This is a genomic window from Pediococcus cellicola, assembly GCF_001438655.1.
Taxonomy (GTDB): domain Bacteria; phylum Bacillota; class Bacilli; order Lactobacillales; family Lactobacillaceae; genus Pediococcus; species Pediococcus cellicola.
The window spans coordinates 335,216-360,895 of record NZ_JQBR01000001.1 but is presented as its reverse complement, the minus strand read 5'-3'; the positions used below and the strand labels follow the sequence as shown (position 1 = coordinate 360,895).

The following is a 25,680-nucleotide window of genomic DNA, read 5'->3' as shown; positions in this document are numbered from 1 at the left end:
GGTCGCAGGTTCGAATCCTGTCTTCCCGATTAAATGTTTTTTTACATTTAAATTAGATCGCGGTGTAGCTCAGCTGGCTAGAGCGTCCGGTTCATACCCGGGAGGTCGAGGGTTCGATCCCCCCCGCCGCGATAGGTTTTATATACGAACTTGGACCTTTAGCTCAGTTGGTTAGAGCAGACGGCTCATAACCGTTCGGTCGTAGGTTCGAGTCCTACAAGGTCCATCTGTTGTTATGGATATATTGAGGACATGAAAACCGTATATTGTTATGGAGGATTACCCAAGTCTGGCTGAAGGGAACGGTCTTGAAAACCGTCAGGTGGGTCAAACCACGCGAGAGTTCGAATCTCTCATCCTCCTTTTTAATTATCGCGGGATGGAGCAGTCTGGTAGCTCGTCGGGCTCATAACCCGAAGGTCGCAGGTTCAAACCCTGCTCCCGCAATTATGGTTCCATGGTCTAGTTGGTTTAGGACGCCTGCCTGTCACGCAGGAGATCACGAGTTCGAGTCTCGTTGGAACCGTTAATGGCTCGGTAGCTCAGTCGGTAGAGCAATGGATTGAAGCTCCATGTGTCGGCAGTTCGATTCTGTCCCGCGCCATCTAAGCCTAATTTTATGCGGGTGTAGTTTAGTGGTAAAATCACAGCCTTCCAAGCTGTTGTCGCGAGTCCGATTCTCGTCACCCGCTTTTTTCTATAAGGGGCCTATAGCTCAGCTGGTTTAGAGCGCACGCCTGATAAGCGTGAGGTCGATGGTTCAAGTCCATTTAGGCCCATTGGAGAAGTACTCAAGTGGCTGAAGAGGCGCCCCTGCTAAGGGTGTAGGTCGCGTAAGCGGCGCGAGGGTTCAAATCCCTCCTTCTCCGTTTTTATATGACCCGTTGGTCAAGTGGTTTAAGACACTGCCCTTTCACGGCAGTAACATGGGTTCGAATCCCGTACGGGTCATTTTCATATAATATATTAAATTATCGCGGGATGGAGCAGTCTGGTAGCTCGTCGGGCTCATAACCCGAAGGTCGCAGGTTCAAACCCTGCTCCCGCAATTATGGTTCCATGGTCTAGTTGGTTTAGGACGCCTGCCTGTCACGCAGGAGATCACGAGTTCGAGTCTCGTTGGAACCGTCGGATATGATCGATTCGCTTTATAATTTTAATCTAAGATAACGTTAGAGGCCGATTGCTTCTAACGTTTTTTGTGTTTTAAGAACCCTTGGCAAGTCATATGGATGGCACTTTGAAGATGAAATGACGGCACAAAAGGTACCAAACATATCACGATACTAAAAAATAATTTGTTTACGGATACTTAGCTTAAGTGATAAATCCAAGAGAAAAAATAGAGGCTGAGGATATACCCCAGTCTCTTTCTGTCTCTGAATTTTAATAGTCGAAATCGAGGATTCCGTCTAGCTATGAATAACAAACGCCTCATTTGGTCTTCTGGACTGCCTTAATAACTTATCGCTTTAGAGATTTTAGATGCGTAGCTAACGTCAGGTGTGCGAAGTCAAAACACTTTTTCCCACACTTTCTAAAGGATGAGTAGCACCGAAAATAAGAGATTGAGAAAAATATTAATCAATAAATCTAGTTTGATTTGATTAAAAAGCACTCCTGAAAGCCAAGAAACTAACAAGAGGATGCATGCCAAAAGGGTGTGGGATGTAATCCCTATAAACAAAAAAGTCAAGACCACGGTTAGTCCAATAATTAGACGATAAATCTCTTTGTGAACGAATCGATTACTAAAGAAAGGAAAAAAGAAAAATAAGGTGCCTAGGGTAGGAACAAGTAAACTCGTCAAAAAACTTTTAGATAAGAAACCACATTGAATATAAAATAAGCTTTCAGGAAGAATAAATGAAGTACTCAGTGTAAATAAAATCAGTCCAGGCCAATTTGTTTTAAATGGGAGGAAAAAAGTGATTAGCGTAAGAAGACATGTAAAGAGCAATAAGCTAATTGTCGGTGAAACCTTGGAAAAGCTAAGTGCTGCAATTAAAACGCTAATGCCTGCCATACTCAAAAAAATGGGTACTGATATTTTATTAGTCAGTCGGTCGAACACTAAGAAGTTAAACATAAAAATAAATAAGATTAACAAGAACTGGTTGTTAAAAGTGTGTTGAATAGCTGTGTTAACTTGACGACTATAGACCGTTGGAATTAACCAAACTGAAAGAGTTTGGATTAGAGTCATAAACACCGGCAACATAGTTTTTTTGTTAGATGCGGATAAATGAATTGTTTGCATGAATGATTTCTCCTGTGTCAAATAACTCAATCGTAAACAAAGTTAGGAGCAACGTCAACTAAAATCTGTCTTTTAAAGGATTTTCATTTGTGATAAACTTGTTAGGATGACTTGCATTTTTTCATAGTCGCTTTCAAAGCAGGTTATGAGAGAAATGTGAGTTTGAAAAGCACGGGTTATATAACATTGAACAAACGTAATTTTTGTTCCCGAAAGGATTTGCTTAATTGCAAAGATGCCTTGTAACCGTATTTAATTAAGGGGGAAATTTTCAAGATGCAGGAAAGACATTTATTTACTTCTGAGTCCGTTTCAGAAGGGCATCCAGATAAAATTGCTGATCAAATTAGTGACGCAATTTTAGATGCTATGCTAGCGCAAGATCCACAGGCACGTGTGGCTTGTGAGACCACAGTTACAACTGGATTGGTTGTTGTGGTTGGTGAAATTAGTACCACTGCTTATGTGGATATTCAAAAGACGGTTCGTCAAACTATTAAGGAAATTGGATATAAAGATGGCGAATACGGCTTTGATGGTGATAATTGTGCCGTTATGGTCGCAATTGATGAACAATCTCCAGATATCGCACAAGGTGTTGATGAGTCTTTAGAAGAAAAAGAAGGCGAATCTGACCCATTAGATAAGATTGGTGCTGGTGATCAAGGACTTATGTTTGGCTTTGCCATTGATGAGACTCCTGAATTAATGCCACTTCCAATTATGCTAAGCCATCATTTGATGCAAAAGACGGCAGCTGTTCGTAAATCTGGCGAGCTGCAATACTTGCGTCCTGATGCCAAGGCAGAAGTTACGGTTGAATATGATGACAATGAAAAGCCAGTTCGGGTAGATACAGTTGTTTTAAGTACGCAACACGATCCTAATGTCCTGCTGGAAACCATCCGTAAAGATGTCATTGAACATATTATTAAGCCAGTTATTCCTGCAAATTTATTGGATGACAAAACAAAGTATTTCATTAATCCAACCGGCCGTTTCGTTATCGGTGGTCCACAAGGGGATGCTGGTTTGACAGGTCGTAAGATTATTGTGGATACTTATGGAGGTTTTGCCCGTCATGGGGGTGGTGCCTTTTCTGGAAAGGATGCCACTAAAGTTGACCGTTCTGCAAGTTATGCCGCACGCTATATTGCCAAAAACATTGTGGCGGCTGGTTTTGCTCACAAGGTTGAAGTACAGTTAGCCTACGCTATTGGGGTTGCACAGCCTGTTTCAGTTTCTGTAGATACTTTTGGAACAGGGACTGTCTCTGAAGAAGACTTAGCTGCAGCTATTCGAAAAGTGTTTGACTTACGTCCAGCTGGAATTATTAAGATGCTCGATTTGCAACGTCCCATCTATAAAAAGACGGCTGCCTATGGTCATTTCGGTCGTACCGATATCGACTTACCTTGGGAACATACAGATAAAGTTGACGCATTAAAAGAATTATTAAAGTAATGATTAATAAAATCTCTTCTGCTGTCACGTAGAAGAGATTTTTTAGACGGAGTGTGAAGAAATGACAGCAAAGAAAACAAATGTCACTTTAGTTACGATTGCCATTTTTGTCGCAACGTTTTTGACAGCTGTGGAAGGGACCATTGTCTCTACAGCAATGCCAACTATTGTTGGTGATCTACACGGAGTTAACTTAATGAACTGGATTGTATCCATTTATTTGTTAACCAATGCAGTGGCAACACCAATTTATGGAAAATTAGCGGATTTATTCGGTCGAAAACGAATTTTCATTATTGGAATTATGATCTTTATTTTAGGATCAACGCTTAGTGGGACTGCCAACTCTATGCCTACCTTAATTGGATGGCGTGCTTTACAAGGCGTTGGTGCTGGCTGTATCATGCCAGTTTCCAATACCATTATTGCGGATATTTATTCGTTTGAGAAACGCGCACGGGTGATGGGCTTCAATGGGGCTGCTTGGGGGATTGCCGCGATTGTGGCACCTCTGCTGGGTGGTTTTATCGTCGATCATCTTACTTGGCATTGGGTGTTTTTCATTAATATTCCCATTGGCCTACTGACCGTGGCCTTGATTGCATTGTATTTACACGAGGATCCGCATGTGGTCTCAACTAAAATCGATTATCTTGGGACGTTATGGTTGACCATTGCACTTTTAAGTTTAATGTATGGCTTTCAAGTGCTTGGTGAGGCTAACTTTACATGGACTATGGTCATTGCTTGCTTTGTTGTCACTGTAATTGCGGTTGCTTTATTTATTAAGCGCGAGCAAAAGGCAGCAGACCCCATTATTTCTTTGAGATTATTCAAGAATCGCACGTTTATTACCCAAAACTTAGCCACCATGTTAGTTTCTGGATTCTTAATTGGATTTGAAGTTTATATCCCCACATGGACACAGGGAATTTTAGGATTGCCAGCGTCACTTGCTGGATTTGCTGTGACGCCAAGTTCGGTGATGTGGATTCTGGGTTCATTTTTAGCTGGTAAATTTATTTTGAAATTAACGCCGAAACAAACCTTGATGATTAGTTTAACGTTGTTGTTGGTTGGAAGTTTATGGTTAAGCCTTTTGCCGCAAACAACACCATTTTGGTTGTTCTTCGTGATTTCTTCAATACTTGGTGTTGGGTTTGGAATTACGATTACATCTACAACAGTAACGTCACAACGGTTGGTAGATATAAAGGATATGGGGGTTGCCACTTCCTTCAATACGTTAGCCAGAACACTTGGACAAACGATCATGATGTCTGTTTTTGGAATCATTATGAATGGCACAATGAACGCCGGGATTGCACAACATGCGAATGTTAATTTAGGAATGATGAATAAACTTATCAATCCTCAAACTGCTACAGCTTTACCGACTAAGCTTTTGCCGACATTACGAACTATTTTATACCAAGCACTCCACAATATTTATTTAGCTGGTGTCTTTCTAATCGTGATTGCAATCGTGATAAATGCGGTGGATCACCGTAACTCTAGCCAAAATTAAAAGCAATGAGATCGTGAAAAATCTCATTGCTTTTTTATTTTAGCGTTTTTGAATGGCGAAAAGAATTGGAGGTTCATTTTGCTGATTAATAAATTGATAATTCAAAACCTGAAATTGTTTCTGTGGCAAGGCTTGCAAGAAGGTTTTAAGTTCCGATAATTCTTCTTTTCCTCCTGGATGACCATAATAACTGACAATTACCACCAAACCACCGCGCTGCAAATAGGTTAAGCACTGTTGCACAGCACTAATTGTGGTTTTGCCGTGTGTAATGGTTTGCTTGTCACTTCCGGGTAAGTAACCTAGATTAAAGATTGCGGCGGCAAGCGTTGTTTCACTTGGTAAGTGAACACTCAAATTTTCGTGACCATCGTGAATAAGCGTGGTCTGGGGTAATAAGCCGGTTAAAACTAACTGCGTTTTTGTAGTGTCAAGTGCGGCTTGTTGCACGTCAAACCCGTAGACACGGCCGGTTTTGCCAACGGCACTGGCTAAATAAATCGTATCATTCCCGTTGCCAACGGTGGCATCAATGACGGTATCTCCCTGCTGGACAACCTGGTCGAGTAGGGTATGACTAAAACGTAAAGCAGATTCTAAATTCATGAACTACGGCTCCTTTCTAGTAGGTAGAATCAGATAAGCTGACAAACTGACGATTGTAATGCCCAAAAGAAAGCCACCCAAAACATCGGTTGGATAATGGACGTTCAAATAAATACGGGATATACCAATCAATAGGGCTAGTAGGGTGGCGATGCTATCAAATAGCCAGCGTTTTGTTTGATTCTTGATTAGAAAAAAAGATATCACAATGAGTGTGCCGAAAAAGACGGCACTGGCAGTAGAGTGCCCACTAGGGAAACTATACCCACCAATTGAAATGAGTTTGTGCAAAGGGCGTGAGCGTGTCAGTAGGAGTTTAATGCCTTGATTGCCTAAAGTCCCTAGTAAAATGCTGAGAGTAGCGAAACTCAGATAACGATAATACTTTCGATAAACTAGCCAGGTAACCAGTAACAAGATAAAGCCAATATGTGGCAGAGGATTACCTAAGCTAGTTATAACTAAAAAGAAATGCGTTTTTAATGCTGTTCGATTGGCTTGAATACTTTCAGAAATGAAGTGATCAAAGCCAGTTACGAACGGACTTTGACTAGTAACCAAAGCAGCCAGGATTACAAACACAATTCCGGTGGTCATTCCGATCGCTAACCAATGATGTAATTGTTTTGTTGAGGGCATTTTTTTCTCCTTCAAATTTTGTTAACGCGCTTCTAGTATAGCAGATTTTAGAAACTCGTCTTGCTTTTTTAGTGTGAATTTGATAGGATTAGTCCATTAATAAGTACTTGAAAAGAATTAGTAAGCGTAGAGGCTTTTTCAGAAACTATACGGGCAATGTGAGTATAGATTGGTTTTACGCTGAACTCATCTTTTTAAATTTTACTGATGAAAATAGTAGTTGGTAACGTGATTTCGCGTTAAGAAATGAAGAGTTCGACTGAATTAATCAATCGTAAATATAGGTGGTACCGCGGAAATTTTCGTCCTATAAGATATTTTATAGATATCTTATAGGCTTTTTTATTTAGAAAGGGTGGAAAAATTGGCATACAATCATGAAATAATTGAACGCAAGTGGCAACATTACTGGCGTGAACACAAGACTTTTAAAACAAATTCAGCAGAGGATAAGCCTAAATATTATGTTTTGGACATGTTCCCTTACCCGTCTGGACAGGGATTGCATGTGGGCCATCCGGAAGGTTATACGGCTACGGATATCATGGCACGCTTTAAACGTATGGAAGGCTACAAAGTTTTACATCCAATGGGCTGGGATGCGTTTGGCTTACCAGCAGAACAGTATGCCCTGAAGACAGGACACAATCCGCGCGAGTTTACCGCACAGAATATTAAAAACTTCAAACGTCAAATTCGTTCGTTAGGATTTTCCTACGATTGGGATCGCGAAATTAACACAACGGATCCTAACTTTTACAAGTGGACCCAGTGGATTTTTGAACAAATGTATAAAAAGGGCTTGGCCTACGAAAAAGAAACCTTAGTTAACTGGGCACCTGACATGATGGGCGGGACTGTTGTAGCTAATGAAGAGGTCGTTAACGGCAAGACGGAACGTGGTGGCTATCCTGTTTATCGTGTCCCAATGAAACAATGGATGCTAAAAATTACGGCTTATGCGGACCGTTTGTTGGATGATTTGGATTTGATTGACTGGCCAGAAAGCATTAAAGAAATGCAACGTAATTGGATTGGTCGCTCAACTGGTGCAAGCATTAATTTTAAAGTTGAAAATACCGATGAAGAAATCGAAGTATACACCACACGTCCTGATACGCTGTTTGGCGCAAGTTATATGGTTATTGCTCCAGAACATAAGCTGGTTAAAAAAATCACGACAGACGCTCAAAAAGCCGCTGTGGAAGCTTATGAAAAGAAGATTGAAACAAAATCTGATTTGGAACGAACGGATTTGAATAAAGATAAAACGGGTGTCTTTACCGGTGCATATGGCATTAACCCCGTTAATGGTGAAAAATTACCGATTTGGATTGCAGATTACGTTTTAGCTTCCTATGGTACGGGTGCCATCATGGCAGTTCCTGCTCACGATCAGCGTGATTGGGAGTTTGCTAAGAAATTTGATCTTCCAATTAAACCGGTTATTGAGGGTGGAAATGTAGAAGACGCTGCCTATACGGACGATGGCGTGCATATCAATTCTGACTTTTTAGATGGACTAGACAAACCGACCGCGATTCAAAGAATGTTAGACTGGTTGGAAGATAAAGGCGTTGGAAAGAAAAAAGTGAATTACCGACTTCGTGACTGGATCTTTTCACGTCAACGATACTGGGGAGAACCAATTCCTGTCATTCATTGGGAAGACGGTGAAACGACCCTTGTTCCAGAGGATGAATTACCTCTAAAGTTGCCAGCTGCCAAAGATTTACAAACTTCAGGCACACGTGAAAGCCCATTGGCCAACCTTAAGGACTGGGTCAATGTGGTAGATGAGAACGGTCGTAAGGGGCGTCGTGAGACTAATACAATGCCACAGTGGGCTGGTAGTTCTTGGTATTATTTACGTTACATTGATCCAAAAAATAATAACCAAATTGCTGATCAAGACCTCCTTAAAGAGTGGTTGCCAGTAGACCTTTATATTGGTGGAGCTGAGCACGCAGTCTTACATTTATTGTATGCGCGTTTCTGGCACAAGGTTCTTTATGATCTTGGGGTTGTGCCAACCAAAGAACCTTTCGAAAAGTTGGTCAATCAAGGGATGATCCTTGGTGATAATCATGAAAAAATGTCGAAGTCTAAGGGTAACGTGATTAATCCAGATGATATTGTGGATCAATATGGTGCTGATACGCTGCGTTTATACGAGATGTTCATGGGTCCTTTAACAGAATCAGTAGCTTGGAGTGAAGATGGCATTCACGGAAGTGAGAAGTGGATTGAACGTGTTTGGCGCTTGATGATCGATGAAAATAATCATTTGCGCGATCGTGTCACAACCATTAATGATGGTAGTTTGGACAAGGTTTACAACCAAACTGTCAAGAAGGTAACTGAAGATTTTGAACAGTTACATTTCAATACTGCGATTTCACAAATGATGGTCTTTGTGAATGATTGTTATAAAGCTTCTGCACTTCCGCTAACGTACATGGAAGGCTTTGTCAAAATGCTTTCACCAGTGGTCCCTCATGTGGCAGAAGAATTGTGGCAACTCCTAGGACACGATGGTACCATTACTTATGAGAAATGGCCGACATATGATGCTAGCAAATTAGAAGAAGCTACTGTGCAGATTGTTTTGCAAGTCAATGGAAAAGTGCGGTCGCATTTAAAAGTTGCGAAGGATACGGATAAGGCTGAATTAGAGAAGTTAGCTTTGGCAGATCCGACCTTGCAAGAATGGCTTTCTGATAAAACGGTACGTAAGGTGATTGCGATTCCAAATAAAATTGTAAACGTAGTTGCAAACTAGTTATGAACTTAACTAAAATAATTAGTCAAAAGGCATCCTTTTGACTAATTATTTTTTTATCTGGGAATAAGTTTGAGATTTACTTACAAAGTAAATTTAAATTTGAATTGCGCTTCAGTAATGATAAAATGGTTAAGATTGAGTAATCGAAAGTAGGGCGATAAATTATGGCTGAAACGCCTCAAGAGAAATCTAAAGCAACCGAGGCAGGTTTCCAACCGCTTCGTAAAACAAGTAAAGAATCAACTTCGAAAGATAAATTAATTGAAGGTTCGGCTTGGATGACGGCCGGAAGTATTTTGTCGCGGCTATTAGGCGCAATTTATATTATTCCGTGGGTCATTTGGTTCGGGAGTATGAGTGACGAAGCGAATGCGCTTTTTGCTAAGGGATATAACATTTATAGTTTCTTTTTAATTGCTGCAATTGCTGGGATCCCCTCAGCTGTGGCCAAACAGGTAGCACATTATAATACGATGAACGAGTTTGCCGTGGGTCAGCGTTTGTATAAGCGTGGGTTATTATTATCAGGGGCAACCGGGATTGTGTGTGCGTTAGTTTTGTATTTTGGAGCACCACTTTTTTCAAATAGTGATCCCAATGTGGTGCCAACTTTGCACTCGTTGGCTTGGGCAGTTTTAATTATTCCAACCATGAGTTTAACGCGAGGCTTCTTTCAAGGCTATCAGGAAATGGCGCCTTCTGCGATCTCTCAGTTTGTAGAACAGTTAGCCCGCGTGGCTTACATGTTGATCAGTGCTTTTATTATTATGCGAGTGCAACATGGTAACTGGGTCAGTGCGGTCTCACAATCGACCTTTGCTGCATTTATTGGTGCCATTGGAGGCATATTTGTCTTGTTTCTTTACTACTTGCGGCATCGCTCTCGACTAAGAGAACTTGCAGAAAATAGTAAGCAGGAATTGGCGATTCCCACTAAGCAGCTTTACAAAGAAATTATTGCGCAGGCCACACCGTTTATTATTATTGGTTCTGCGATTACAATTTTTCAATTGATTGATCAATTCACCTTTTTCAATATTATGCAACAGGCCTTTAATTATTCCACGCGGTTGGTAAATACGTTATATGCATACTTTGCGTTTAACTCGAATAAGTTGGTCATGATCGTCGTTTCACTTGGTTCAGCCATGGCGATTACGGCGGTACCCATGCTTTCAGAGGCAAAAACCCGTGGAAATAAACGCGAAATCAATAATCAAGTGACTGATGCGTTACTTTTATTTTCATTTTTCATGATTCCGTCTGCATTGGGGATGGCCGCCATTGCGCAGCCGCTGAACACACTGTTTTACCATTATGATGTCATTGGAACACTGGTCTTAGAACTTTCCGCCTATGTATCAATTATCTTAGGACTATTCACAGTCATTGCAGCTATTATGCAGGGCATTTCTGAAAACGTGCGAGCAGTGGGCTACTTTGCCATAGGCACCGTGGTTAAATTTGCATTGCAGTTTCCTTTGGTAGCTTATTTGGGCGCAATGGGACCTTTGATTTCTACAGCGATTGGCTTTGCCATTGTCAGTGGCTTAATTCTCCGACATTTAAATCAGGAGTATGGAATTGGGTATCGCAGAATGAGTAAACCTTTTGCTGGTATTTTGGTTTTCAGTTTGATTGTGTTTGCCGTGGCCAGCGTCGTTGTTCGTGTCAGTTATTTATTCTTGGATCCGTATAGTAAGCTAATTGCACTTTTAGTTTGTGTTTTGGCGGCTTGTTTGGGCGGTTTCGTCTATCTCTATATTGCTTTAAAGACGCGGTTAGCTGATATGATGCTAGGAGATCGAGTGGAACGAATTCGACGCTTATTACGAATTCATTAAGGAGTACAAAATGCGAATTGACAAGTTTTTACACCAAATGAATATTGGCACACGAAGTCAGATCACCCAATTAATAAAAAAAGGGGTGGTGACTTTGAATACGCACAGGGTTATATCCGGAAAAACTCAGGTAACGCCGGGACAAGATCTCGTCAAACTTGGAGAGCGGGAGGTTGCGTATCAAGTTCATTACTACTATCTTTTAAACAAACCTCTTGGCGTGATTTCAGCGTCGACGGATCGTCATCAAAAAACAGTAATGGATTTATTTAATAAATCGGATTATCGTTCAGATTTATTTCCAGTAGGCCGGTTGGATAAGGATACGGAAGGTTTGGTACTCATTACAAATGACGGAGACTTGGCCCACAAGTTATTGTCACCAGCACATCACGTCAAAAAAACGTATGAGGCAACAGTAACTGGCAAATTAAGTGCCGATACCATTGAAGAATTTGCTAAGGGAATAACCCTTAAGGATGGGACGCAGCTTCAGGGAGCTGCCCTTCAGATTCTTAACTATAATAAGCTTGAAGATACGACGGAAGTTACCATAGAGATTCAAGAAGGGAAATACCACCAGATTAGACGCATGTTTGGTGCCATTGGACAAAGAGTGGTTCATCTTCAACGTATTAAAATGGGATCACTTGCCATTGATGTAGGCCTTTTACCTGGAAATTATCGCGAATTGAGCCAGGCTGAGGTTGATGATCTGATGGCTTTGACGAACGCATAAAAATAAAAAACGTCACACACCTAGCTGAGTAAACCTACTCTGTTAGGGATGCGACGTTTTTTTAATGGTTTGCATTTGAAAATTGCCACATGACTTGCGGAATTCTTTTAATGATTTGGTGGGGTAAAGTGACGTATTGGCTTTGTCCCAGTTCATCTGCAATAAAACTGTGTAAATAAGTGGCACTTAAAATAGCATTAAGGGGCGTATTGGAAAATTGCGTCACAAAGCCACCAATCATTCCAGCAAGAGTATCACCCATACCGCCAGTCGCCATTGCCGGGCCGCCTAAGGTAAGTTGATAAGTTGCAGCGTCAGTATAGATTTCAGTGTGATGCTTCTTTAACACAATCGTAGCCTGCAATTGCTTTTGGACTTGTTTGTTTCGACTCTCTGTTTGTGAGGCAATTGGAATGCCCGAGAGGCGTTGCCACTCCATTTCATGAGGGGTAAAAATGAGGTGAGCCTTTGGGAGGTCGAGAGTGTGAGTAGCAATTAAGTCAATAGCTGACCCATCTATGATGAGAAATTGTGAGGCCTCAATCGATTGAAACACGGTTTGTAACGTTTGTAAGGCCAGTGTCGTTTCACCTAGTCCAGGGCCGATGACCACACCCGTGACTTTTTTCAGCATTTCGGTGATGGCGGTTTGCTGATGTATGTCGATTACCATCGTTTCTGGAAGGCGCGCGTGTAGGCTGGCAAAATTGGATGGATCTGTTGCCGTAGTAACCAAGCCACAGCCTGAATAAATGGCCGCACTGCTAGTTAGAATAATTGCGCCTCCAAATTGTGCATTTCCGCCCACTACCAAAAGCTTTCCAAAGGAACCTTTGTGGGTATGAACGGCCCGTTTTTTGATTGTTTGTTCAACTAACGCTTGTGTGATTTTTTGCATAATTCAGCACCTCTTAGCTTAAGTATACCGAATCCAATGAGAGAATAAAATGAGAAGGGCCTTTTACTATAACAATTCGTAAGCGTTTGCTACAATGAAACTAGATAAATGGAAAGTGAGATGAGTACCATGGCAGATCAACAGTATCAAAATATTCTCGTGGGAATTGACGGCTCCGAAACATCGATGAAAGCTTTAGACAAAGCGGTCGATGCCGCGCTAAGAAACCATGCCAAATTGACAATTGCACAAATTTTAAAACCTCAATTATCTACGGTAGGGAGAACTTCAATTGGCTTTGGCGTTGTAGAAACAGATGTCAATGATGAGGATCGCTTAAAAACGCAAGAATCGCTTTTGGATGATGTGGTTGCTCAGGTGAAGGAAAAAGGTTTGGCTGATGTCAAGCGCATTGTGAAGATTGGCAATCCGCGCGAAGAGTTGGCTAAAACCATTCAAAGAGAAGAAAACATTGATTTAATATATATTGGTGCAACTGGTGTCAATCGTGTTGCACAGATGTTTTTAGGCTCCACAAGTACCTATATCTTAGAACATTCCTTAGCGGATGTCATGGTAGTCAGATAGAGTTATAAGTATTACAAGTGGATTTTGTAGCGGGACTCGTGCAGAATAATCCCGCTATTCATTTACCTAAAATTCAGCATGCGTTTGAAAGGGGGAAGATTAGGACGGCTTCTAACTGATTTACGAAATGTCCTAATCGATAAATATGAAAATATTAATCGTACTTGAAAATGTCGTTATGGACGGTGTCAAACGTGCAGCAACTGTATTGGGAAATGCGCTGACTGATCAGACAGATGTCACTTTCTATTCTTTAGAAAATGTGCCACCCTATTACGAATTAAAAGCCAAATTAGTGGTTGCAAAACGACCAGCCTCGGGTCAAGTTTTGAATTTTTTCGGTAAAAAGCCTTATGAAACTTATCAAAATCAAATTGATGACTTATGTACCTACATCAAAGAGGGCAACTTTCAAACGGTCATCTTAGCAGCAGGATTGACGACTAGTTTTGCGCCTTTAATCAAGCGGGCGGCCCCTAAAACGCATGTAATCGGTTGGATGCATAATAATTTCCAAACCTATATGTCACGCTATTATCAATTTATGCAAACAGAATTTGTTAACGGCTTAAAAGCTTGTGACACAGTGGTTACGCTGACCACATCAGATTTTAAAAATTATCGACAGTTTAATAAACATACGGTCAAAATTTATAATCCGTTGACTTTAATACCGGATAAAAAAGCGGATTTAAGTGCACACACCATCGCATTTACGGCTCGAATTGCAATTGAACATAAGGGCATCGACTATTTACTTGAGGCTGCCCAGTATTTGCCAGATGATTGGAAAATTGCGATGGCTGGTAAGGGCCAACCAGAGGAAATGGCCAGCTTCGAAAAATTAATTCAAAAATTTGATGTAGCTGATAAGATAATTTATCGTGGTGCTTTGAAGGATGAAGCCCTCCAGGAACATTATGAAAAAGCTTCTATATTTGTCTCCACCTCACGCTGGGAAGGAATGCCCCTTGTGATTGGTGAGGCAATGGGCTTCGGGTTACCCATTGTGGCAATGGCAAATACGGGATCCGCAGAATTCTTGGGTGCCAATAAATATGGGTTGCTGACTAAGAGTCAGGACGTTTCTGAATTTGTTCAAGCGCTAAGCAAATTAATTGATAGTGAACCTTTGCGTCGGTTGTACGCGAAAAGATCGCTGGAAAGAATTCAAGATTTTCAAGTAGATACTGTTGTTAAGCAATGGTTAGCAATTCTGTAGACTTTCTGTGGGAGTTTATTGAAAAAAATTGAAAAACTTAAAATTAGCATTGAAAACGGCTGCATTTTTCGATATGGTAAGGTTAGTTAAATAGAAAGTCGATGGGTGCAAATGTATAAATTAATCGTTAGTGATTTAGATGAAACATTACTTGGTAGAGATGGTCAGATTTCTCAGGATAATATTGAAGCTATAAAGGCAGCTTCAAAAAAGGGGGCTAAGTTTGTCCCCAATACGGGCAGAAGTTTTACTTCCGTGCAAGTCTTACTTAAAAAATTAGGACTGTTCCAAGAGTCAAATGAGTTTGTCATTTCGTATAATGGAGGAGCCATTGTCGAAAATAAAGATAATCAGATTTTACAGACCAATGAAATGACTTACGAGGAAGGAAAAGGTGTTTTTGACATTACTTCTCGTTACCCAGAAAATGATACACATGTCTATACTGTAGATAAATTGTATATCTATAATCCACGCAAAGAAGATTTGGCGTATCTAGAGCCACGGCATGTAAAATACGAAATTATGGATACGGATGATTTTTCAATTTTTAAACATGATAAAATAATGAAAGTCATTACCATGAATCCGGATCAAAACGTGCAGCATCAAGTGCACGATGAAGTTATGGCAGCATTTGACAATAAATTAAATGCCAGTTACTCTTCTGGGATGTATGCGGAGTTTAATCATCTTGGAACAGATAAGGGTACCGCTACGTTAGAGTTAGCTAAATCTTTAGGCATTAAAAAGGACGAAATTTTGGCGTTGGGAGATAATAGCAATGATCTCCCCATGTTACGCAAAGTTGGAATGCCGGTTGTGGTCGCTAATGGCACAAATGAAGCAAAAGACTTAGCCAAATATGTCACTAAAAATAACTACCGTACCGGTGTTGCAGAAGCCATTCATAAATTTGTCTTGTAGATGAATGGGAGGGCTTAATATGTTAAAACTAGCATTAGTGGCTATCCCAGGAGTGATTGCGATTGCATTGGTGTGGGCGACTCTGAGTAGTCAGCTACCCTTTTGGCTTTTGGCAAGTCTGTGGATTGTCGGTTTTTTAGTGGCGATTATCGTGGTCACATTGATAGAACTCAAAATAAAGCTTGATGCGATGCGTAAGCAAAACGCACAAGAAGATACGAAACCTAAGGAGTGACAAGTTTTATGTTCATGTCGACAGAAGAAATAAATGTGGGCCATACGATTGTAGGGATCGTTTCTGCAACTAGCCGAATTATGTTAGCAGCTGACGAGATTGACCAGTATCAGATGTTTGACCAATTAATTGAGGAAACAAAACAAAAACTAGCTAAACGAGCTGAGTTAAAAGACGGCGATGGTTTGATCGGTGTTCATTTTAATACGAATGTTGTGAATGTTAATGTAGCTCCTAAATTTCTTGTTGTGGTAGGCTATGGAACAATTGTGAAGCTTGATAAATGACCTATTTCAAAAGATGACGCATGAATCAGATTTGGTTTATGCGTTTTTTATTGAATGCGTAACGAGGGGCGAAGACGTGCATACGGATGATTTTATAAAAAAATTAGAAATGTTGGACGTGACAACGGTTCAACAAGATGGTGATTACTTGTACGTGAAGCGGAATGGTATCAAAGCTGCCAGAATCAGTGTGAGACAATCTTATGATTTTGGTGTTTACAAAAGGATTCCAAAACGGTTACTGAATTTAATTGTGGATTATGCGATTACGCCAGTCAAAGAACGATAGTAGCCACCCTTTTATAAAGGTGAGCGCATTTCGTTTTAATTTCCAATTGACGGGAACATAGTTTCCCTTTAAAATTTTACTTAGCTGTTCTTTTCACTAAGAAGAGAACAGCTACTTTAGTTTCAAGAGGAGTAGGGTTGAATTGAAAAAAAGAAGAAAAATGACAGGCTGGGTAAGCACGCTTATCCTTCTGGCAGCCGCTTTGTTGGGAATTAATCGACAATCGATTACCAAAATCGTTGATCAAGCCACCGAGCAGATCGAAGTGGCGCAATCGGCCAAAAATAAACATAAGGGTATTCAAAATGTAGCAGATACGCATTTAAGTCAGTTGACATTTAAAAGTGGTGATGCGGCCTACATGACGGTTAATGATAATAAAAGCAAGTTGCAAGCAAGTGACTGGCGGACTAATAAAATTGTGTATGGTGATTTAGATCGATTGAATCGCACGACAATGGCAACCGGCTATCTAGAGCAACGTAATTTGGTTAAATCGAGTACGCGAAGCAGTCAAGCATGGCGTCCAACTGGATGGCATCAAAAAGCGATTTCCCAGGATGGACATCGCGTGGAAATTTTAAATCGTGGTCATCTTTTAGCATATTCAATTACAGGCAAATTTGATCAAGATGGCAGGTATCGTCCTGGTGCTTTAGGATCGATTGATAATCCCCAAAATTTAGCGACACAGACTGAATTTAGTAATCAACGGACGATGCAGATTTTCGAAGAGAAGGTGCGTCAGGCTCTGGGTCAAAATAAACGTGTGATTTACCAAGTATCAACAGTTTTCAAAAAAGAAGATCTTATGCCAGTGGGCTATCATTTACAAGCCTTATCAACAGATGGGGATCTTAATTTTAATGTGTTTGTGTGGAATGTTGAACCAGGTGTTCAGTTTGATTATGCGACTGGTAGATCGCGTATTGACCGTTCAATGCGTGTGGCGGAAAGTAATCCTTGATTCAAAATGAGTTTGAATGTGCCATTTAGGTTTCAAGTAAGTAGTGATGTTAAACGAATTTGAAAATGCGTTGCCAATGCCCAACACTAGTTTTAACTTAGAATAAGTCTTTCTATTTTTGAGAATATAGTGTAAAATAATTACTGTTGTTTAGCCCCAGTGGCGGAATTGGCAGACGCGCAGCGTTCAGGTCGCTGTATGGGCAACCATGTACAGGTTCGAATCCTGCCTGGGGCATTTTAGGGTATTTTCCCGTGTTTTTCAGAATCCCTATAAACCTTATGAAATCAGCCTTATCCTTGTTGCACCAAGGGTCCGGCTGATTTTTTTGTTATTCATAATTAACCAAGTAAAACTAACTAAGACTAAAAGTTGCCACACATTGGCACACATTTACATCGTCGCAAGTGCCTTCATTGTCTTGATAGTTTCGCCGTCTGAAAAGTCGCGCAGAAGATATGAGTACACATCGAGCGTCACAGTAATTGATGAGTGCCCTAAGCGTTTTGAAATGTAATATATGGAAAAACACCCTTGGCAATTAGGAAACTTGCATGTGTGTGTCGTAAGGCGTGGAAAGTCACAGATTTAATATCTAGTTGGACTGCCAACTTGTCTAATTCCTTCTTGACGCCATTGTACGAAATGATATGCTGGCGATCGTTTAAGAATACATAGTTTTCTGGATTCTTGATGCCATGTGCCAGAAAATATTCTTTCTGCTTTAGACGCCATTCTTTTAGAATGCTGACTAACTCGGGATTAATATCAATAGTTCTATTTGAACTATAATTTTTTGTTGGCTTAAATCCGCCACCTTTATTATAATTGTAAGTCTTATTGATTTTTATTCTTAGCTTTTTGAAGCTAACACAATTCCAGGTTAATCCAGCAACTTCTGCAAGTCGCATGCCTGTGTACAGTGCGGTGGCAATCATTACCTTAGAAACATTGTTAACACGAATGTCATTGCGACAATTGTTCATGAGTTTCTTCATATCTTCAATTTCAAGAAACTTCAAATCCTCTGCTTTTCCTGCTTTTCCTGACAGCTCCGCGCCTTCTGTGAAATTTTTTCGTAAAAGCTCCCGCCGAACTGCTGCTTTGACTGCAGCTCCTATTGAAAATGAATTTTTTCGACCGATGTCTTTGAATGCTTTGCTCCAAAATTATTTAAAAATTTCTGATAATCGTCATACGAAATGTCTTTCATCAACCTGTTGCCAAAATATTTTTTCAGTACACGATGAGTTGCCCTGTATCTGAGAGCCGTAGCATATGCCACTTTCGGCTCCTTATAAGTTTCAAACCAGTCAATAAAGTAGTCAGCAAAAGGAACTTCACTTTCGGACATTATTTCGTGATTCAACTTTCTGTGTTCCAATTCAGTAGCATAGTTTTGATCCTCTTTTTTTGTTTTGAAGCTCTCCTGAGTTTTAGAGCGTCGTTGACCGTTGTACCTGTAATAAGCACGAACTGTATAACCGTTTTTTCTTTTAATAATTTAAGCCATAATAATTCATCCTTTCGTATTACCTAGGCGGGAAATACTACAAAGACTTTGTTCAGGCTAAATATTGATTTATCGCCTCCTTTCATTTACAATTTAAATATATATGACATGCATCGCTATGTATCACTTGTTTGCGCATCCTTAACTTTGGACAGTGGGGGATGTGCTTTTTTTATACTAATTTATTTTTCTAACGGAACAGTTATATCAAAAGTGTGTGTATCATCGCTATTAATATCTTGTGGCGCTGCATCTGCTTTTAACCTAATTGATGTAACCTTATCTATGTTACTTTTTTGAAAAAAGAAAACGGAGACGCCTTTTTTTGTGACGCCTGAATTAATATCCCCAATGTCCCGGCTATCATCACTGTCAACATCGGCTTGCTGCCCATCACTTGTACTTAAAACGGCCTGGTCATCAAATAACGTGACGTCAGCAGTTGTGGTGTATGAGTAGTGAACCTGAATCATTCCTTCACATGTAGTGTCACCATCACCGTCATCGTAAGAGAAGGGGTTAGTTTTTGCTACATCGATTTCTGTGATTTTTAACGTTCCGTTCCAGGTAGAGGCAGAGCTTGGTTTGTACCAATTTACTTTAGTTACCGTTACTTTTGTTCCGTTATTAAGTTCAAGATGTTGTTCCTGATTTGTAACTCTTCTATTAAATTGCTGCTTTGCCTTTTCAACATCTTTACTCAACTTGGATTTTTCGGTAGAAGAGGGAAGCTTCTTAACTTCCTTGTCTACGGCAGTTATGGATGATTTTTCAGTTCTCTTATCTAGCTGCTTCATACTAGAATCGGTGAACAGCACTTCAACATCTTCTTTGGCAACACTTAGCTTACTTGCTTTTGAAACTTTCTTTGAGGTGCTTTCCTTAGAACTTGATGATGTCGTTTTTGAAGCGGAACTGCTGCATGCTCCTAGAGATAGTGATAATGCCAATGCTACGAATAATACGCTTGCTTTTTTCATATGTGCAATTCCTCCAAATATACATATATTCCATTCCGCCTTTTTATGACGTACGGCAGGTCAGAAACCTTTTAGTGCATTCCTGCCTGTATATCGTTATATCCATAATATTCTTTCATTTTTGAATCCACGACATCGAATAAATGTGATGGAATTCGAAAGAAATGACAGAACTGCACCGGATCTGCGTATTCTTCTGTACGATGTGCGCAATAATAAGGCATCAGGATTTCAATCCCCCTAATATTTGCTTTAATCTCAATCTTTGATTTTGAAACTTCGGTTGGAAAATAAAGTGGCTTGTCGCCATTCAAAACGTGTGCGGTCTCATGTGCTATCTGAAATGGAATTTCAGCAGAATCGTGCCAGTTCATGTTAATCACGATTGTTCCTGTCTGCATTTCTGTGAAAGAAGGCGCATAAGGAGTTAATTCGGTAGTTAATTTATACCTCACTTTATGATCGAAAGCATAGTTCAGCAACGACTGTTCCAGCTCATCATCTTTTATCTGCATTTCGTAGTCCCTCCACAATTCTTCGGATTGTTTCCATGTCTTCTTCTGGAATTGGTTTACCATCGTACATTACAATCGATTGAGGATTTTTGATGTCTACAGTTCCAGGCTTTTCAGTTCCTAATAGGTATCCCGTAGTTACGTCCAAGTAGTCAGCCACCTTTTTAAGTTTACTGAGATTAGCGCGATCAATCCATTTACTAAGTGTGCCGTTAGAAAAGCCTAGCTTAGTCTCTAATTCACGTATAGAAATATTCTTCAATTTTGCAGTTTCTTGAATCCTTGCATATATTGTCATAAAGGCATTTCCATCCATTCTAAGAACTTTGTGTAGAATATATTTCTATTTTACTATCGACGCGTAGAAATATGGTCTATATAATTGCTCTTGTAGTTAAGTGATTTATTTTTCCAAAGCAAAACAAAAGTCAATTTTTATTACTGTTTCCCAGCAGCGCAATAAAAGTGATTTGGTTAAGCCTTATTTTTATGTGCCTATCGTAGAATAATATTCTACAAAGAGCAATAGTTATAGATCATTTAATTAAATTTTTTCAAGAAGGAGGAATGATAAGTGATTTATGAAGCAATTAAAAAATTGCAGATGAGCAGAATGCATCAATTCGCAAAATTGAACGTGACCTAGGCTTGGCAAACGGGACGCTTAACAAGTGGAACGATTCCTCGCCAACTGTTGTGTCTCTAAAACGCGTATCCGATTATCTTCATGTGAGTATCGATGATGTTCTAAGACTGTCTGCAGAAAAGGATAAGGAGGCGAAATAGGCAATGAACAATCTAGTTGTAATGAAAGATCAACAAGCAGTGACAAGCAGTTTGCAAGTGGCTAATTTTTTTGGAAAAAAACATAAAAATGTAATTCAAACGATTGAGACAAAAATGAGCTCGGCTGAAAATTCAGCCCAATTAAAAAGGATGTTTATTTTAGGAAACTATCAAGACAGAAGTGGAAAACCTAACAAAATGTTCTATATGAATCGTGACGGTTTTTCATTTATCGCCATGGGGTTTACCGGCCGTGAAGCTGATGAATTCATGCTTGAATATATTGAAGCCTTTAATCGTATGGAATCCCAAGTTCGTACTGGCAGCTATCAGATTTCACATAGCATGTCTGAGGCATTACAACTTGCCTGGGGCATTTTAGGACAATATAGGAACTTTTTTAAAATCAGGAATGCCTTTATACCGGCATTCCTGATTTTTAGTTATCACAAGAAAGTACTAGAAAACACTAGAAAGTAAATACTTTTTGCACAGAAAGCTTTTAAAAATTAATCAAAGTAGTTCTAGTGGACTTCTTTAAATGTAGTAAATTTTTCTTTTGAATTTGTCATCTTTTGTTAAAGTAAACGGGAAGTAAAATGTGGTATGCTAGTTACTGCTTGTTTAAGTTAACGTGAGAAAAGCACATGAGTTTTACAAGTCATGGTAGCTTTAAGGCATGGCATAATTTGAAATAAAATACAAGATGTTGTGTGCAGAAAATGTATGGTATACTAAATCTTGATTAAAGATAAAGAGGGGCCTTGTATGGTGATAATTACAGCAGGAATGATTGGCGTTGGAAAAACAACCTTGACCGGAAAGATTGCAGAACATTATGGATCAAAAGCTTTTTACGAGCCCGTTGGTGATAATCCAGTTTTGCCATTGTATTATTCTGATCAAAAAAGTTATGGCTTTTTATTACAAATTTATTTTTTGAATAAACGATTTGCAATGATTAAAAAAGCACTTTCAGATGATAACAATGTGTTGGATCGCTCCATTTATGAGGATGCCTTATTTACACGTGAAAATAATAAAGAGGGTAACATTACCGATACCGAATTTGGGGTGTATTTAAACCTTCTTGATAACATGATGAATGAATTAAACGATCTTCCAAAGAAGGCACCCGATTTGATGGTGTATGCTGAAACAGATTTCGAGACGATCTTGTATCGAATTAAAAAACGTGGTCGTGACTATGAACAATTTGATCACAATCCAGAACTTGAAGACTATTACTTTAAAATGTGGTCGGCATACAAAGATTGGTATCGTGATTATGATGCAAGTCCAAAGCTTAAGATTGATTTGCAAAAATATGATCTTGAAAAACCTGAAAATGTCGATGCGGTTCTCAAACAAATTGATTCAGCATTGAAAAAGATTCGACAACCTAAAGATGTTGAACAAGCCATGTAAAAAAACTATCCATACCAGCTTTTGCTGATTATGGATAGTTTTTTTAGTCGTTATTTTTTTGTTGGGCAATCAATTGCTTTAGTTGGCTGCTATCTCTGTGCGCAAGTAAAGCCCACAGGATAGTGACAGTATCTACGACTTCTTGAAAGAAGGCGCCAATTAATGCCGGAATGACACCAGTAGAGGCGATCAGCATAAGGCCAATACAAATAAAAATACCGATCAAAACTGATTGTTTGGCAATTCGCATTGTATATTGTGAAATGCTCAGGGCACGTGATACACGACCCAGATCATCTTTTAAAATCACAATATCAGCTGACTCGCTTGCCGCTGTGGAACCTCGAGCTCCCATTGCAATCCCCACATCAGCTACTGCTAGTGAAGGGGCATCGTTTACACCATCGCCGACCATTGCAACTGGTCGCAAGTGGTCTTCCTGATCCTTTAAGACTTCAATTTTATCTTTCGGCAAACATTCCGCGTAAACTTTGGCAATGCCAATTTTGTTGCCTACTAGGTTAGCAGTGGCTTTTTGATCACCACTAATCATTAATGTCGTTTTAATCCCCAATTGATTTAATTGCTGAATTGTAATCGAGGCTTCTGGGCGGATTTGATCAGAAAAACTGATGTAACCAGCATACTGATCATCAATTGAGACGAAAATAGCTGTCTGCTTGGGAGCGGTAATGGGGTCTTCGGACACAAATTTTTTTCGTCCAATTTTCACTTTGTGTGACGCAACCTGCGCAGTAATTCCCATCCCAGTGACTTCCTGAATTTGAGAAACGGGAAGAAGTTTTTCGGTATCAACGGCATTTACAATGGAACGTGCCAGGATGTGGCTAGACTGCTGCTCAGCACTAGCCGCGATGGTTAAAAATTCTGATTTTGAAAAGGTGGACTCATTTTTTATCTGGTCAATGGTTAAAATGCCCTTAGTTAAAGTACCAGTTTTATCAAACGCAATGGCTTTTGTTGCTGCAAATTTTTCAATGGTTGTGCCATTTTTTATGATAATCCCATTTCGATTGGCACTACTCATTCCAGATACTAAAGCGATTGGAGCAGCCAAAATTAAAGGACAGGGTGAAGCAACCACAAGGACTTCAGCAAAGCGTACAGGATCTTTAGAGACAAACCAGGCAATGCCAGCAATTAAATAGGAAATTAAAGTAAAAGGGATGGCATAACGATCTGCCAACCGTACAAAATGCGCTGGTTGTGCCTCTGAAGCTTTAACTAATTTGACGATGGTCTGATACTGACTGTCAGCCGCAACTTTCGTAACTGTCATAGTAATGGCACCATCACCATTGACAGAACCTGACATAAGGCTATCTCCCACGGCTTTATTAACTGGCTTTGACTCACCCGTCAACGAAGATTCATCAAAGATAGAAGTTCCTGACTTGATGACACCATCGACAGGCACCACTTCTCCGGGCTTGACCACAACTTGGTCATTGACCTGAACAATATCAACTGGTTTGGTGGTCAATTGATTGTTGACAAGAATGTGGGCCGTTTGTGGGGAGTTATCTAAAAGATTTTGTAGTTCTTTGCCCGCTTTATGTGCTGCGTAGTCTTCCAGAGAATCTCCCCCGGTTAACATGATCAAAACCACAATACTAGCCCAGTATTCGCCAACTGCTAACGTAGCTATGATTGCGGTAATGGCTAATAAGTCGACACCATATTTTCCTGAACGAAGTGTCTTAATCATTTCAAGCGTCATACTAATGGCAATCAGGACGCCAACAACTGTGATGGTAAGTTGTGCAGCCAATTGAAGATGAAAGGCAAACTCCAAAAATAGGGCCAAGATACCCAGTAAGACAACTAAAGCAAATTTGGTGGTGTGCTTCATTTTATACAGCTTCCTTCTTATTTAGAATGATTCTAACTATATTATAGGCGAATCATGACTAAATTACTAGGACAAACCAGCTATTTGGATTTTTTATTTTGCAAAGATAGAATTGGTAAAATTAAAAGGAGGTGAACAAGAAACATTCCCCAAAAAGTCCAACTATAATTAAAGGTAGTGATCAAATAACCGCCAAATAAGGGCCCTAAAGCACGACCCATTGAACCAGAAAAGCTACCTAAGGATTGAATAGTGCCGCGGTTTTGGTCATTGGCATAACGATTCAGTATGGCTGGGATTGCAATTAGGGCAAGCATCTCACCAAAAGTGACTAATGTAATGCCTAACACATAACGCCAGTAATCTCCGGTATCAATAATGACCAAATAAGAAAACGCAAAGGATAGTAATCCTAAAATGATGCGGTTTTTTTCTGAACGAAAACTAGGCTTAAAAAAGCGGTTCATGAAAGGCTGAACGATAATCACTTCGATGGTACTAATGGTGAATAGTAGACTATATTTTGGCACAGAAATGTGTTTTGAAATCATCAAAACAGAGACATTACTGTTCCATTGCTCATAGCAAATCCAAATAACGACCATTACGAAGCAGATTAATAAAATGCTGATAAGAAAGTGATTTTTCTTGTCAGAGTCAACTTTTTTCTGGGTAGGCACGGGGTGCTTGTGGACCGGATGAAACATGATTTTTATAATTACTGTGGTCACCAAGAAAAGAAAAGCGGAACTGAAAAATACGAAACGAATACTCACACCAAATAGAATGCCAGATAGAAAAGTCGCTGCGCCCATACCTAAACTGGCAAACCAGTATCCATTGTTAAAGATATTGGGATCTTCAATTTGCAAAAAAGCAATGTACCCGTTAATAGCTGAATTCAACCCACCCAAACAAAAACCGTAAAGTGTGATTAGGATAGGATAAATGGGCCACTGTGGAAATAGGCCTAACAGTAATAAGGCTAGAACCACACCGCTACCATTTAAATACATCAGCGGTTTTTGTCGCCAGTGATCGAAAAGATGTCCACCGATAAGGTTACCAAGCATCATAGCACCAGAAAAACAGAAAAGAACGTAACCTGCAGTGACTAAACTTTTATGTAGTGTACCGTGGATATAGAGAGTCGTAATGGGCATAATTAGTCCAATTCCCATGTTGACTAACATATTTGTAAATAGAACTGCTTTATTCTTCATATTCAGAACACCCTTCAAATAACTTATCATTTTCTCATTAAGTATTAATCATACTATTACATAGCTATTATCAAAATTCAATGT

The 25,680-nt window shown here is 39.8% G+C and carries 24 protein-coding genes, 13 tRNA genes, 1 riboswitch and 1 other annotated feature; of the genes, 27 read left to right on the top strand and 10 right to left on the bottom strand.

Annotated features, from left to right (window positions below):
* Positions 1-58: 58 nt before the first annotated feature.
* The 14 genes from IV80_RS01810 to IV80_RS01740 all read left to right on the top strand — a co-directional run bounded on the left by IV80_RS01810 (position 59) and on the right by IV80_RS01740 (position 5,252).
* A tRNA-Met gene (locus IV80_RS01810) sits at positions 59-132 on the top strand.
* A gap of 20 nt (positions 133-152) precedes the next feature.
* Positions 153-226: transfer RNA gene (locus tag IV80_RS01805), tRNA-Ile, on the top strand.
* Between the two features lie 47 nt (positions 227-273).
* Positions 274-363: transfer RNA gene (locus IV80_RS01800), tRNA-Ser, on the top strand.
* A gap of 10 nt (positions 364-373) precedes the next feature.
* Positions 374-447: transfer RNA gene (locus tag IV80_RS01795), tRNA-Met, on the top strand.
* A 4-nt stretch (positions 448-451) separates the two neighbouring features.
* Positions 452-526 (top strand) — tRNA-Asp (locus tag IV80_RS01790).
* 5 nt (positions 527-531) lie between these two features.
* Positions 532-604: transfer RNA gene (locus tag IV80_RS01785), tRNA-Phe, on the top strand.
* 17 nt (positions 605-621) lie between these two features.
* Positions 622-692 (top strand) — tRNA-Gly (locus IV80_RS01780).
* Between the two features lie 12 nt (positions 693-704).
* Positions 705-779, top strand: a tRNA-Ile gene (locus IV80_RS01775).
* A gap of 2 nt (positions 780-781) precedes the next feature.
* Positions 782-869: transfer RNA gene (locus tag IV80_RS01770), tRNA-Ser, on the top strand.
* A 9-nt stretch (positions 870-878) separates the two neighbouring features.
* Positions 879-951: transfer RNA gene (locus tag IV80_RS01765), tRNA-Glu, on the top strand.
* A 24-nt stretch (positions 952-975) separates the two neighbouring features.
* Positions 976-1,049: transfer RNA gene (locus tag IV80_RS01760), tRNA-Met, on the top strand.
* Between the two features lie 4 nt (positions 1,050-1,053).
* Positions 1,054-1,128: transfer RNA gene (locus tag IV80_RS01755), tRNA-Asp, on the top strand.
* Between the two features lie 1,324 nt (positions 1,129-2,452).
* A riboswitch (SMK box riboswitch) is annotated at positions 2,453-2,536 on the top strand.
* Positions 2,537-3,724, top strand: coding sequence for a methionine adenosyltransferase (gene metK / locus IV80_RS01745; RefSeq protein ID WP_057748588.1), 1,188 nt, complete (start codon positions 2,537-2,539; stop codon positions 3,722-3,724). It begins immediately after the preceding riboswitch.
* A 61-nt stretch (positions 3,725-3,785) separates the two neighbouring features.
* Positions 3,786-5,252 carry an MDR family MFS transporter gene (locus IV80_RS01740; RefSeq protein ID WP_057748585.1) on the top strand — a complete coding sequence of 489 codons (1,467 nt, stop codon included), beginning with the start codon at positions 3,786-3,788 and terminating at the stop codon, positions 5,250-5,252.
* Positions 5,253-5,291: 39 nt separating this feature from the next.
* On the opposite strand, the gene mnmM is transcribed toward IV80_RS01740, so the two are convergent.
* Both mnmM and IV80_RS01730 read right to left on the bottom strand, forming a co-directional pair.
* Positions 5,292-5,858 (bottom strand): tRNA 5-(aminomethyl)-2-thiouridylate-methyltransferase MnmM, encoded by a 567-nt coding sequence (gene mnmM, locus IV80_RS01735; RefSeq protein ID WP_057748582.1) that lies wholly within the window; start codon positions 5,856-5,858, stop codon positions 5,292-5,294.
* A gap of 3 nt (positions 5,859-5,861) precedes the next feature.
* Positions 5,862-6,497, bottom strand: coding sequence for a phosphatase PAP2 family protein (locus tag IV80_RS01730; protein WP_057748579.1), 636 nt, complete (start codon positions 6,495-6,497; stop codon positions 5,862-5,864).
* Positions 6,498-6,595: 98 nt separating this feature from the next.
* Positions 6,596-6,810 (top strand) — a binding site (T-box leader).
* 51 nt (positions 6,811-6,861) lie between these two features.
* Between IV80_RS01730 and leuS the strand changes: the two genes are divergently transcribed.
* The 3 genes from leuS to IV80_RS01715 all read left to right on the top strand — a co-directional run bounded on the left by leuS (position 6,862) and on the right by IV80_RS01715 (position 11,865).
* Positions 6,862-9,279, top strand: coding sequence for a leucine--tRNA ligase (gene leuS / locus IV80_RS01725; RefSeq protein WP_057748576.1), 2,418 nt, complete (start codon positions 6,862-6,864; stop codon positions 9,277-9,279).
* Positions 9,280-9,446: 167 nt separating this feature from the next.
* Positions 9,447-11,126: a putative polysaccharide biosynthesis protein gene (locus tag IV80_RS01720; protein ID WP_057748573.1), complete on the top strand. Its 1,680-nt coding sequence runs from the start codon at positions 9,447-9,449 to the stop codon at positions 11,124-11,126.
* Between the two features lie 10 nt (positions 11,127-11,136).
* Positions 11,137-11,865 (top strand): pseudouridine synthase, encoded by a 729-nt coding sequence (locus IV80_RS01715; RefSeq protein WP_057748570.1) that lies wholly within the window; start codon positions 11,137-11,139, stop codon positions 11,863-11,865.
* A gap of 61 nt (positions 11,866-11,926) precedes the next feature.
* Here IV80_RS01715 and IV80_RS01710 read toward each other — a convergent pair whose 3' ends face one another.
* The gene (locus tag IV80_RS01710) at positions 11,927-12,763 is read right to left on the bottom strand and encodes an NAD(P)H-hydrate dehydratase (protein WP_057748567.1); all 837 of its coding nucleotides are present in this window, start codon (positions 12,761-12,763) and stop codon (positions 11,927-11,929) included.
* 129 nt (positions 12,764-12,892) lie between these two features.
* Here IV80_RS01710 and IV80_RS01705 point away from each other — a divergent pair, with 129 nt between their 5' ends.
* The 8 genes from IV80_RS01705 to IV80_RS01670 all read left to right on the top strand — a co-directional run bounded on the left by IV80_RS01705 (position 12,893) and on the right by IV80_RS01670 (position 17,515).
* Complete coding sequence (locus IV80_RS01705; protein ID WP_162259288.1) at positions 12,893-13,351, top strand: universal stress protein; 459 nt, start codon at positions 12,893-12,895, stop codon at positions 13,349-13,351.
* Between the two features lie 145 nt (positions 13,352-13,496).
* Complete coding sequence (locus IV80_RS01700) at positions 13,497-14,573, top strand: glycosyltransferase (RefSeq protein ID WP_057748560.1); 1,077 nt, start codon at positions 13,497-13,499, stop codon at positions 14,571-14,573.
* Positions 14,574-14,684: 111 nt separating this feature from the next.
* The gene (locus tag IV80_RS01695; protein ID WP_057748660.1) at positions 14,685-15,500 is read left to right on the top strand and encodes a Cof-type HAD-IIB family hydrolase; all 816 of its coding nucleotides are present in this window, start codon (positions 14,685-14,687) and stop codon (positions 15,498-15,500) included.
* Positions 15,501-15,519: 19 nt separating this feature from the next.
* Entirely contained in the window at positions 15,520-15,735 is a 216-nt protein-coding gene (locus tag IV80_RS01690) for a hypothetical protein (protein WP_057748557.1), read from the top strand.
* 8 nt (positions 15,736-15,743) lie between these two features.
* A complete protein-coding gene (locus IV80_RS01685) occupies positions 15,744-16,022 on the top strand; it encodes a hypothetical protein (RefSeq protein WP_057748554.1) in 279 nt (92 codons plus the stop codon).
* A gap of 76 nt (positions 16,023-16,098) precedes the next feature.
* Positions 16,099-16,311, top strand: a complete 213-nt coding sequence (locus IV80_RS01680; RefSeq protein WP_057748551.1) for a hypothetical protein — start codon at positions 16,099-16,101, stop codon at positions 16,309-16,311.
* Positions 16,312-16,453: 142 nt separating this feature from the next.
* Positions 16,454-17,278, top strand: a complete 825-nt coding sequence (locus tag IV80_RS01675; protein WP_057748548.1) for a DNA/RNA non-specific endonuclease — start codon at positions 16,454-16,456, stop codon at positions 17,276-17,278.
* Positions 17,279-17,431: 153 nt separating this feature from the next.
* A tRNA-Leu gene (locus IV80_RS01670) sits at positions 17,432-17,515 on the top strand.
* A 260-nt stretch (positions 17,516-17,775) separates the two neighbouring features.
* Here IV80_RS01670 and IV80_RS01665 read toward each other — a convergent pair.
* The 5 genes from IV80_RS01665 to IV80_RS01645 all read right to left on the bottom strand — a co-directional run bounded on the left by IV80_RS01665 (position 17,776) and on the right by IV80_RS01645 (position 20,584).
* Entirely contained in the window at positions 17,776-18,300 is a 525-nt protein-coding gene (locus IV80_RS01665; RefSeq protein WP_057748546.1) for a site-specific integrase, read from the bottom strand.
* A 95-nt stretch (positions 18,301-18,395) separates the two neighbouring features.
* A complete protein-coding gene (locus IV80_RS10255; RefSeq protein ID WP_420806297.1) occupies positions 18,396-18,779 on the bottom strand; it encodes a tyrosine-type recombinase/integrase in 384 nt (127 codons plus the stop codon).
* Between the two features lie 194 nt (positions 18,780-18,973).
* Positions 18,974-19,771, bottom strand: coding sequence for a toxin Cry1Ac domain D-VI-related protein (locus tag IV80_RS01655; RefSeq protein WP_057748540.1), 798 nt, complete (start codon positions 19,769-19,771; stop codon positions 18,974-18,976).
* Between the two features lie 71 nt (positions 19,772-19,842).
* Entirely contained in the window at positions 19,843-20,286 is a 444-nt protein-coding gene (locus IV80_RS01650) for an ImmA/IrrE family metallo-endopeptidase (RefSeq protein WP_057748537.1), read from the bottom strand.
* On the bottom strand, positions 20,270-20,584 hold the full coding sequence (locus tag IV80_RS01645; protein WP_057748534.1) for a helix-turn-helix domain-containing protein: 315 nt from the start codon (positions 20,582-20,584) through the stop codon (positions 20,270-20,272). Before IV80_RS01645 ends, IV80_RS01650 begins: the two co-directional genes overlap by 17 nt.
* 491 nt (positions 20,585-21,075) lie before the next feature.
* Between IV80_RS01645 and IV80_RS01640 the strand changes: the two genes are divergently transcribed.
* Both IV80_RS01640 and IV80_RS01635 read left to right on the top strand, forming a co-directional pair.
* Positions 21,076-21,552, top strand: a complete 477-nt coding sequence (locus IV80_RS01640) for a Rha family transcriptional regulator (RefSeq protein ID WP_057748532.1) — start codon at positions 21,076-21,078, stop codon at positions 21,550-21,552.
* A 288-nt stretch (positions 21,553-21,840) separates the two neighbouring features.
* Positions 21,841-22,500, top strand: coding sequence for a deoxynucleoside kinase (locus IV80_RS01635; RefSeq protein ID WP_057748529.1), 660 nt, complete (start codon positions 21,841-21,843; stop codon positions 22,498-22,500).
* A 43-nt stretch (positions 22,501-22,543) separates the two neighbouring features.
* On the opposite strand, the gene IV80_RS01630 is transcribed toward IV80_RS01635, so the two are convergent.
* Together IV80_RS01630 and IV80_RS01625 are read right to left on the bottom strand one after the other, a co-directional pair.
* Positions 22,544-24,373 (bottom strand): heavy metal translocating P-type ATPase, encoded by a 1,830-nt coding sequence (locus tag IV80_RS01630; protein WP_057748525.1) that lies wholly within the window; start codon positions 24,371-24,373, stop codon positions 22,544-22,546.
* Between the two features lie 80 nt (positions 24,374-24,453).
* Positions 24,454-25,596 (bottom strand): MFS transporter, encoded by a 1,143-nt coding sequence (locus IV80_RS01625; RefSeq protein ID WP_057748521.1) that lies wholly within the window; start codon positions 25,594-25,596, stop codon positions 24,454-24,456.
* Positions 25,597-25,680: the final 84 nt, after the last annotated feature.

Coding starts and splice junctions, on each gene's coding strand:
- metK (WP_057748588.1), top strand. CDS start 2,537: ATGCAGGAAAGACATTTATTTACTTCTGAGTCCGTTTCAGAAGGGCAT.
- IV80_RS01740 (WP_057748585.1), top strand. CDS start 3,786: ATGACAGCAAAGAAAACAAATGTCACTTTAGTTACGATTGCCATTTTT.
- mnmM (WP_057748582.1), bottom strand. CDS start 5,858: ATGAATTTAGAATCTGCTTTACGTTTTAGTCATACCCTACTCGACCAG.
- IV80_RS01730 (WP_057748579.1), bottom strand. CDS start 6,497: ATGCCCTCAACAAAACAATTACATCATTGGTTAGCGATCGGAATGACC.
- IV80_RS01720 (WP_057748573.1), top strand. CDS start 9,447: ATGGCTGAAACGCCTCAAGAGAAATCTAAAGCAACCGAGGCAGGTTTC.
- IV80_RS01715 (WP_057748570.1), top strand. CDS start 11,137: ATGCGAATTGACAAGTTTTTACACCAAATGAATATTGGCACACGAAGT.
- IV80_RS01710 (WP_057748567.1), bottom strand. CDS start 12,763: ATGCAAAAAATCACACAAGCGTTAGTTGAACAAACAATCAAAAAACGG.
- IV80_RS01705 (WP_162259288.1), top strand. CDS start 12,893: ATGGCAGATCAACAGTATCAAAATATTCTCGTGGGAATTGACGGCTCC.
- IV80_RS01700 (WP_057748560.1), top strand. CDS start 13,497: ATGAAAATATTAATCGTACTTGAAAATGTCGTTATGGACGGTGTCAAA.
- IV80_RS01695 (WP_057748660.1), top strand. CDS start 14,685: ATGTATAAATTAATCGTTAGTGATTTAGATGAAACATTACTTGGTAGA.
- IV80_RS01690 (WP_057748557.1), top strand. CDS start 15,520: ATGTTAAAACTAGCATTAGTGGCTATCCCAGGAGTGATTGCGATTGCA.
- IV80_RS01685 (WP_057748554.1), top strand. CDS start 15,744: ATGTTCATGTCGACAGAAGAAATAAATGTGGGCCATACGATTGTAGGG.
- IV80_RS01655 (WP_057748540.1), bottom strand. CDS start 19,771: ATGAAAAAAGCAAGCGTATTATTCGTAGCATTGGCATTATCACTATCT.
- IV80_RS01650 (WP_057748537.1), bottom strand. CDS start 20,286: ATGCAGATAAAAGATGATGAGCTGGAACAGTCGTTGCTGAACTATGCT.
- IV80_RS01645 (WP_057748534.1), bottom strand. CDS start 20,584: ATGACAATATATGCAAGGATTCAAGAAACTGCAAAATTGAAGAATATT.
- IV80_RS01640 (WP_057748532.1), top strand. CDS start 21,076: ATGAACAATCTAGTTGTAATGAAAGATCAACAAGCAGTGACAAGCAGT.
- IV80_RS01635 (WP_057748529.1), top strand. CDS start 21,841: ATGGTGATAATTACAGCAGGAATGATTGGCGTTGGAAAAACAACCTTG.
- IV80_RS01630 (WP_057748525.1), bottom strand. CDS start 24,373: ATGAAGCACACCACCAAATTTGCTTTAGTTGTCTTACTGGGTATCTTG.
- IV80_RS01625 (WP_057748521.1), bottom strand. CDS start 25,596: ATGAAGAATAAAGCAGTTCTATTTACAAATATGTTAGTCAACATGGGA.